This is a genomic window from Micromonospora sp. NPDC003241 (assembly GCF_053589795.1).
Genome location: NZ_JBSFSO010000066.1, coordinates 23,663 through 31,344 on the forward strand (window position 1 = coordinate 23,663; position 7,682 = coordinate 31,344).

General features: G+C 75.5%; 6 protein-coding genes. All 6 read right to left on the reverse strand.

Features of this window, described 5'->3' with window-relative positions; translation table 11 throughout:
* Positions 1-26 precede the first annotated feature (26 nt).
* The 6 genes from ACWDVW_RS30725 to ACWDVW_RS30750 all read right to left on the reverse strand — a co-directional run bounded on the left by ACWDVW_RS30725 (position 27) and on the right by ACWDVW_RS30750 (position 7,528).
* Positions 27-1,487 carry an RsmB/NOP family class I SAM-dependent RNA methyltransferase gene (locus ACWDVW_RS30725; protein WP_449955945.1) on the reverse strand — a complete coding sequence of 487 codons (1,461 nt, stop codon included), beginning with the start codon at positions 1,485-1,487 and terminating at the stop codon, positions 27-29.
* A complete protein-coding gene (gene fmt / locus ACWDVW_RS30730; RefSeq protein WP_449955933.1) occupies positions 1,442-2,368 on the reverse strand; it encodes a methionyl-tRNA formyltransferase in 927 nt (308 codons plus the stop codon). Before fmt ends, ACWDVW_RS30725 begins: the two co-directional genes overlap by 46 nt.
* Positions 2,369-2,372: 4 nt before the next feature.
* Entirely contained in the window at positions 2,373-2,933 is a 561-nt protein-coding gene (def, locus tag ACWDVW_RS30735) for a peptide deformylase (protein WP_449955936.1), read from the reverse strand.
* Positions 2,934-2,976: 43 nt separating this feature from the next.
* Complete coding sequence (locus tag ACWDVW_RS30740) at positions 2,977-4,245, reverse strand: cytochrome P450 (RefSeq protein ID WP_449955948.1); 1,269 nt, start codon at positions 4,243-4,245, stop codon at positions 2,977-2,979.
* Between the two features lie 58 nt (positions 4,246-4,303).
* Positions 4,304-5,287, reverse strand: a complete 984-nt coding sequence (locus ACWDVW_RS30745; RefSeq protein ID WP_449955939.1) for an AAA family ATPase — start codon at positions 5,285-5,287, stop codon at positions 4,304-4,306.
* 282 nt (positions 5,288-5,569) lie between these two features.
* Entirely contained in the window at positions 5,570-7,528 is a 1,959-nt protein-coding gene (locus ACWDVW_RS30750) for a primosomal protein N' (RefSeq protein ID WP_449955942.1), read from the reverse strand.
* Positions 7,529-7,682: the final 154 nt, after the last annotated feature.

Below are 7,682 nucleotides of genomic sequence, written 5' to 3' on the forward strand. Positions count from 1 at the left end.
GGACGGCCGGGGGCGGTGCGGACGGTTCAGGCGGTGCGACGCAGCAGGGCCAGGAACATCGCGTCGGTGCCGTGCCGGTGCGGCCACAGTTGCACGGTCGGCCCGTCGCCGAGCCCGGGCATGCCGGCCGGCAGCAACGGCCGGGCGTCCACGAAGTCCACCGGCGCGCCGCAGCGGCGGGCCGCCTCGGTGACCGTCACGTGCGTCTCCACCACGTGCGGCGAGCAGGTCACGTACGCCACCACCCCACCGGGCCGGACCGCCCGGAGCCCGGCGGTGAGCAGCTCGCGCTGCAACCGGGTCAGGGCCGGCAGGTCGGAGGGCTGACGACGCCACCGCGACTCCGGACGGCGACGCAACGAGCCCAGGCCGGTGCACGGCGCGTCGACCAGCACCCGGTCGAAGTGCTCCTCCGGCAGCTTCGGCTCGCTGCCCACCAGCCGGCCGTCGGTGTGCAGCACGGTCACCGGCAGCCCCCGGGTCGCGTTCTCGACCAGCCGGGCCCGGTGCTCGGCCACCTCCACCGCCGTCACCCGCGCGTCCCGCTGCGCGGCGATCGCGCCGAGCAGCCCCGACTTGCCGCCGGGACCGGCGCACAGGTCGAGCCAGCGGCCGTCCGGCCCGTCCAGCGGCGCGGCGGCGAGGGCGTCGGCCACCAACTGCGACCCCTCGTCCTGCACGTGCGCCCGGCCGTCGGCCACCGCCGCCAGGTCGCCGGGGGCACCGCCGCCGAGATAGACCGCGTACGGCGAGAAGGCGCCCGGGGCGCCACCGACCTCGTCGGCGAGGTCGACCGGGTCGGCCCGGCCCGGCCGCGCGCACAGGTGCACCGGCGGACGCTCGTTGTCCTCGATCAGCAGCCGGGTGGTCTCGCCGAGGTCGCCGCCGAGCGCCTCGGAGAACGCCCGGACGATCCACTGTGGATGGCTGTAGGCGAGCGCGAGATGACCGATCGGGTCGGTCTCCAGCGGCGGCGCCAGCCGGGCCACCCAGGCGTCGCTGTCGCGCTCGGCGACCTCGCGCAGCACCGCGTTGGCGAAGCCGGTAGCCCCCGGGCCGACCACCCGGACCAGGTCGACGGTGGACGACACCGCCGCGTGCGCGGGCACCCGGGTGTGCAGGAGTTGGTAGGCGCCGATCCGCAACGCGTCCCGGACCGGCGGATCGATCCGCTGCACGTCCCGTCCGGCGGCGGCGGTGAGGATCGCGTCCAGCGTGCCGACGTGCCGCAGCGTGCCGTAGGTCAGCTCGGTGGCGAAGGCGGCGTCCCGGCCGAACAGTCCCTCGTCGCGCAGGATCGCCGGCAGCACCAGATTGGCGTACGCGTCGTCCCGGTGCACCGCCGCGACCGCCTCGTACGCGGCGTGGCGGGGCCGGTCGGCGGCGTTGCGCCCGCTACGGGGTCCACGGCGCTCGGGCCCCCGACGGGCGGTGGTCTCCCTCACGCGAACTCCTCCCCGGTGGCGACCCGGACACCCCGTGCCCAGTCGGTCGCCGGCATGGCCCGCTTGCCGGCCGCCCGCACCTCGCCCAGACGGACCGGGACGGTGGCCGTGCCGGCCAGCACCCGCGCCTTCTCCACCAGCAGCTCACCGGGCTTGAGGTCGGGCCCGTCGGGTGCCGGGGTGACCGGGCCGAGCTTCACCCGCTCGTCCCGGAAGGTCGTCCACGGGCCGGGCGCCGGGGTGCAGGCGCGGATCCGGCGGTCCACCGCGAAGGCCGGGTCGGCCCAGCGCACCCGGGCGTCCTCGACGGTCAGCTTCGGGGCCAGCGAGACACCGTCGGCCGGCTGCGGCTCGGCCCGGGCGGTGCCGTCCTCCAGCGCGTCCAGCACTGCCACCAACAGCCCGGAGCCGCTGTCGGCCAGCCGCGCCAGCAGGTCGCCGGAGGTGTCGGCGGGTCGGATCTCGTCGGTCAGGGTGCCGTACACCGGCCCGGTGTCCAGCCCCTCCTCCAACTGGAAGACGCTGGCGCCGGTCAGCTCGTCGCCGTGCAGCACGGAGTGCTGCACCGGCGCGGCACCCCGCCAGGCCGGCAGCAGCGAGAAGTGCAGGTTCACCCAGCCGTGCCGGGGGATCTCCAGCGCCACCGGGGGCACCAGCGCGCCGTAGGCAACCACCGGCACGCAGTCCGGCGCCAGCTCGCGGAGTCGGTCCAGGAACTCCGGCTCCCGGGGACGGGCCGGGGTCAGCACCTCGACGCCGTGCTCGTCGGCCCAGGCGCCGACCGGTGAGCGTTGCAGGCCACGACCGCGTCCGGCCGGGGCGTCCGGGCGGGTGACCACGGCCACCAGCTCGTGCCGCGAGGCGGCCACGGCGGCCAGGGCGGGGACGGCGACGGCCGGCGTACCGGCGAAGATCACGCGCACCGGCTCACCGCCCCAGACCGAAGGGGCTGCCGGCGGTGTGCGGGCTCAGCTTCACCGTGGGCGGGGCGGCGGCGTCATACCACTCGGCCTGCCGGATCGCCTTCATCGCCTCCTTGCGGCCGGTCTGGTCCAGCCGGTCGATGAAGAGCACCCCGTCCAGGTGGTCGGTCTCGTGCTGCACGCAGCGCGACATCAGGCCGGTGCCGACGATCTGCATCGGGTCGCCGTGGCCGTTGAAGCCCTTGGCGATCACGTTCTGCCGCCGCTTGGTGTCGAAGTACAGCCCGGGGATGGACAGACAGCCCTCCGGGCCGTCCTGCTCCTCCTCGTCGGGGAACTCCAGCACCGGGTTGACCAGGTGACCGAGCACGTCGTCGACGTCGAAGGTGAACACCCGCAGGCCCACCCCGAGCTGCGGCGCGGCCAGGCCGGCGCCGGAGCGCTCACGCATGGTGTCGGTCAGGTCGGCGATGAGCGTACGCAGCTCGACGTCGAAGTCGACCACCGGATCGGCCGGCGTGCGCAGCACCGGGTCCCCGAACAGACGGATGGGCTGAACGGTCACGCGGGTCGGCTCCTTAACGGTGGGACGGGAGTGCCGTACCAGTCTACGGAGTACCCGCAGAGGTACCGGTCGGCGCACCACGATCGGCGTGCGGCGCCAGCTCGCCGACGGTGACCGGCAGGGTGTCGTACCCGCGCAGGGTCAACCGGGTGCGGTGCCGGGGCGTACCGGCGGGGGCCAGCTCGGGCAGCCGCCGCAGCACGGCGGGGAAGGCCACCTGCGCCTCCAGCCGGGCCAGTCCGGCACCGAGGCAGTAGTGCGGGCCGGCCCCGAAGGAGAGCGGGCCGAGCTGGGCCCGCCACGGGTCGAACCGCGCCGGCTCCGGATACCGCCGGGGATCGCGGTTGGCCGCGCCGAGCAGCACCAGCGTCCAGCTTCCGGCGGGCACCTCGACACCGCCGAGGCGTACGGACGCGGTGCTGGTGCGGGTGGTCAACTGCACCGGCGAGTCGTAGCGCAGCAGCTCGTCGACGTACGCCGGGGCGTGCTCCGGGTGGTGGCGCAGCACGTCGGCCTCCCGCCGGTGCGCCAGCAGCACCGCCAGACCGTTGCCGAGCAGGTTGGTGGTGGTCTCGAAGCCCGCCACGAGCAGCACCACCAGGTTGGCCAGCAGCTCCTCGCCGGAGAGCCGGTCACCGGCGTCGTGCGCCTGCACCAGCGCGGTGGTCAGGTCGTCGGCCGGCGCTCGGCGGCGGGCCGCCACCAGCTCGGTGAAGTAGTCGCGCAACTCGGTGGCGCCCGCGTCGGCCACGGCCAGTTCGGCCGGGGTGATCTCGGGTTCCAGCACCCCGGTCAGGTCGGCCGCCCAGCGCCGGAACAGCGGACGGTCGGCGGCCGGTACGCCGAGCAGCTCGCAGATCACCGCGACCGGCAGCGGGTAGGCGAACTCGGCCATGAAGTCGACGGGTGCGCCGTCCCGGCCGGCCGCCGCCATCGCCGTGATCAGCTCGTCGGCCTGGGCGGCCACCACGTCCCGCATGCCCGCGATCCGGCGCGGGGTGAACGCGCCCGCCGCCAGCCGCCGCATCCGGCTGTGGTCCGGCGGGTTGGTCCGCAGCATCGACCGGGCGATCGACGACAGCGCCGGACTCTCCCGCCACTGCGGCAGGACCTGGTCCCGCAGGTCGCCGTCGAGCACCTGGAAACGCGAGTCCCGGAGCAGCTCGTCGGCCTCGGCGTACCCGGTCACCACGAACAGCCCCGGACCGGCCGGGACGACCTGCCCGAAGGCGCGCATCCGCTCGTACGCCGGATAGGGATCGACCCGCCCGGTGGGCGACATGAGTAGCGCGAGCGTGCCGGCGGCGTCCATGGCGGCCTCCTCGGGGTCGGGAGGCTCCATCATGCCCGCGCGCCGCCACGGCGGCGGTTCACACCGCGGTGCCGGACTCCCCCGCCAGCACCGCGTCCCCGCCGAGCAGCGCGTGCTCCGGCAGCGGCAGGTGGATGTCGTGAGCGGCCTCCCAGTCGTGGATCAGGCTGGGTCGGGCCTGCGCGGCGAAGTAGTCGACCGCGCTCATCCCACCGACCACGGGCTCGTCGACCTCGGCGACCAGCCGGCCGGGCACCAGCCGGAACCCACCGCGCAACGCGGCGCTGAGGCGACGGTGCCCGTTCACCACGAAAAAGTACTCACCGGTGTAGCCGATCTCCAGCGGCTCAAGGGCGGTCTCACCGGCGGCCACGACCTCGTCGACGACCGTCGAGTCCCAGAGCCCGCGCAGCTCCGTGACGTCCTCGGTCGGATAGACCCGGGCCGGATCGAGCAGGAGCAGCGGCGGCGCGGCGCGCAGCACCGCCGGCGCGAGTCGACCCTCGTACGCGTCGACGATCCGCTCGATCACCTCGCCGGCGGGCGCCCGGGTGGTGTCGCAGACCAGGTCGTAGTTGCGCAGCCGGGCCTTGTCCACGCCGTAGCGGACCACGAAGCGGTTGCGCTCGCTCTCGCTGCGTTCCCGCAGCTTGGCCTTTGCCTCCTCCATCGAGGTGTAGCTCTCCGCCGGGCCGGAGGGCCGCAGCAGCACCCGGCGGGCCGCCTCACCCGGCTCGGTGATCATGTGCACCTTGAGCGCGTCGGTGAAGAAGTGCCAGGCCAGCCGCGAGTCCATCACCAGGCTCTCGCCGGAGGCGGCGATGTCGCGCTGGAGCTGGTCGACGTAGCCGTCGACCGCCTGGTCGAGTTCGGCGTGCAGGTTGAGCTGGAGCGCGGTCATCTGACGCTCCTGGGCCATCTGCCGGTACAGGTCACCGACGCTGACCCGGCGCAGGCCGAGCCGCTCGGCGATCACCACCGACACGGTGCTCTTGCCGCTGCCGAGGTCACCGTTGAAGACGATCGACTGACGAACGGTCACGACTGGTCCACCCCTGATCACCGGCTGTAATGGATCGTCATCGATATCGCGCCGGACCGGCCCGGTCCCGCCGCCACCACGCCCACCCGCGAGAACTCCGGCTCGACGTGCCTGACGCCGCGTCACGACCTGGACTCGTCGTGCGCCCCGGCATGACGGGCGATGCTACCACCTTGACCACGGGACTCCCGAGCGCGCAACTCGGGACGGGCGCGTCGGCACCCAATGCGAGGATCACGTCACATGTCGCCACCGACGGTCACCCAGTGTCACCGCGTGGCGTCAGAACAGTGCGAGCGGGTCGACCTGGAGGCGTACCGGCTCGGCGGCCTTGCGCGCGGTCCGCGACCCCGCCGCCGCGTGCAACGCCTCGGCCATGGCCGCCGCCCGCGCCCGGGGCACCCGGACCAGCATCCGCTCCCGGTCGCCGTCGGCCGGCACCGGGCCGAGCAGTTCCGCCCCGTCCGGCAGCCGCGCCTGGGCCAACAGGTCGGCCACCGCCACCGGCAGCCCGGTCACGCTGGCCATCCGCACCGCGGGCGGGAACCCCAGCTCCCGCCGCTCGGCCAACTCCCGGGCGGCGAACCAGCCCGGGTCCCACCGCAGCAACGCCTGCACCGGCGCCAGCGCGCCGTCGGCGACCACCACCACCCGGCCGCCCGCCGCCGCCGGCCGGGCCAGCGCGGCCGCCGCCGCCCAACGCCGCAGCGCCTCCTCCCCCGCCCGCAGGTCGGCCCGGGTGAGCATGGCCCAGGTGTCCAGCAACAGCACCGCGCCGTAGCCGCCTTCGGCGACCGGCTCGGCGCCCGGCGTGGCGATCACCAGCCCGGCGCCGCCGGGCACGTCGGCCAACACCTCCTCGCGCCCGGAGGTGCGCACCGGCACTCCCGGGAAGGCCCGACCCAACTCCTCGGCGGTCCGCCGGGCACCGGTCACCGAGGCGCGCAGCCGTCGTCCCCCGCAGTGCGGGCAGGCGTACGCGGCGGCGACCCGGCCGCACCAGCGGCAGGCCGGCGGCCGACCGGCGGAGGACAACGCCAGCGGCCCGGCGCAGTGCGGGCAGCGGGCCGGGGTCCGGCAGTCCTGGCAGGCCACCGAGGGCAGGTAGCCTCGTCGAGGCACCTGCACCAGCACCGGCAGATCCGCCCGCAACGCCTCCCGGGCGGCCGTCCAGGCCAGGCTCGGCAGCCGCGCGGTCGCGGCGCCCGGATCGCGGGCCAACTGCGGGTCGTCGCCGGTCGGTGCCACCGCCGGGGTACGCGCCCGCAGCACCGCCCGGTCCGCGACCACCTCCCTGGCCCAGCCGGTCTCCACCAGCAGTTGCGCCTCGGAGGTCCGCGCGAAGCCGCCCACCAGCGCCGCCGCGTCGTCGAGCTGGGCCCGGGTGAGCAGCACCTCACGGGCGTGCGGGTACGGCGCCCGGGGCTCGGCGTGCAGGTCGTCACCGTCGTCCCAGATGGCCACCAGGCCCAGCCGGGCCACCGGGGCGAACATGGCCGCCCGGGTGCCGATCACCACCGGGGCGTCGGACCGGCGGGCGGCCAGGAAGGCCCGGTAGCGACGGGCCGGCCCCAACGCGGCGGAGAGGCACACGTGCCGCCCGGCACCCAGCGTGGTGGTGAGCGCGGCGTCGAGCCGGTCGAGGTCCCGGCCGTCGGCGACCACCACGAGCGCGCCCCGGCCGGAGGCCACGGTGGCGGCGACGGCGGTGGCGTAGCGGGCCGCCCAGTCCTCCCCCGGCAACGCCGACCACACGGCCCGGGGGGCCCGCCCCTCGGCCAGGGCGTGCAGCAGCGCAGGCCCGGCCGGATAGTCCCGCCACCCGCCCGGATCGGGCGCTTCGGTGCCCAGCGAAGCCTCGGTGGCGGGGGTGGCCTCGGTGGCGGGGGTGGCTTCGGCAGCCGTCGCCGGCTCGGCGGGCGGGGCGAGGGTCTCCTTCTCCACGCGGGCATGGCGGGGTGGCACGGCGAGGCGCAGCACGTCGGCGAGGCTGCCGGCGTACCGGTCGGCGACGGCCCGGGCCAGTCGCGCCACCTCGGGGGCCAGCACCGGCACCGGCGAGACCACCTTGGTCAGGTACAGCGGTTTCGGGTGGTCGGAGCGGTCGACCCGCTCCAGCACCCAGCCGTCGACGAGTTGACCGGCGAAGCGGACCTTCACCCGGGCGCCGGGGACCGCGTCGTCGGCGAGGTCCGACGGGACCAGGTAGTCGAAGAGGCGGTCCAGGTGCGGCAGCGGCACGTCGACGCAGACACGAGCGACCGGCGACCCGTCAGCGGGCCGCCGGTCGTCACTCCTCGCGCCGGTCAGGCTCCTGCGGCCGACTTGAGGTCGGCGGCCCGGTCCGTGTTCTCCCACGTCAGGTCCGGCAACTCCCGACCGAAATGCCCATACG

Excerpts from the sequence above, each read along its gene's own strand:
- ACWDVW_RS30740 (WP_449955948.1), bottom strand. The coding sequence starts at position 4,245 with ATGGACGCCGCCGGCACGCTCGCGCTACTCATGTCGCCCACCGGGCGG.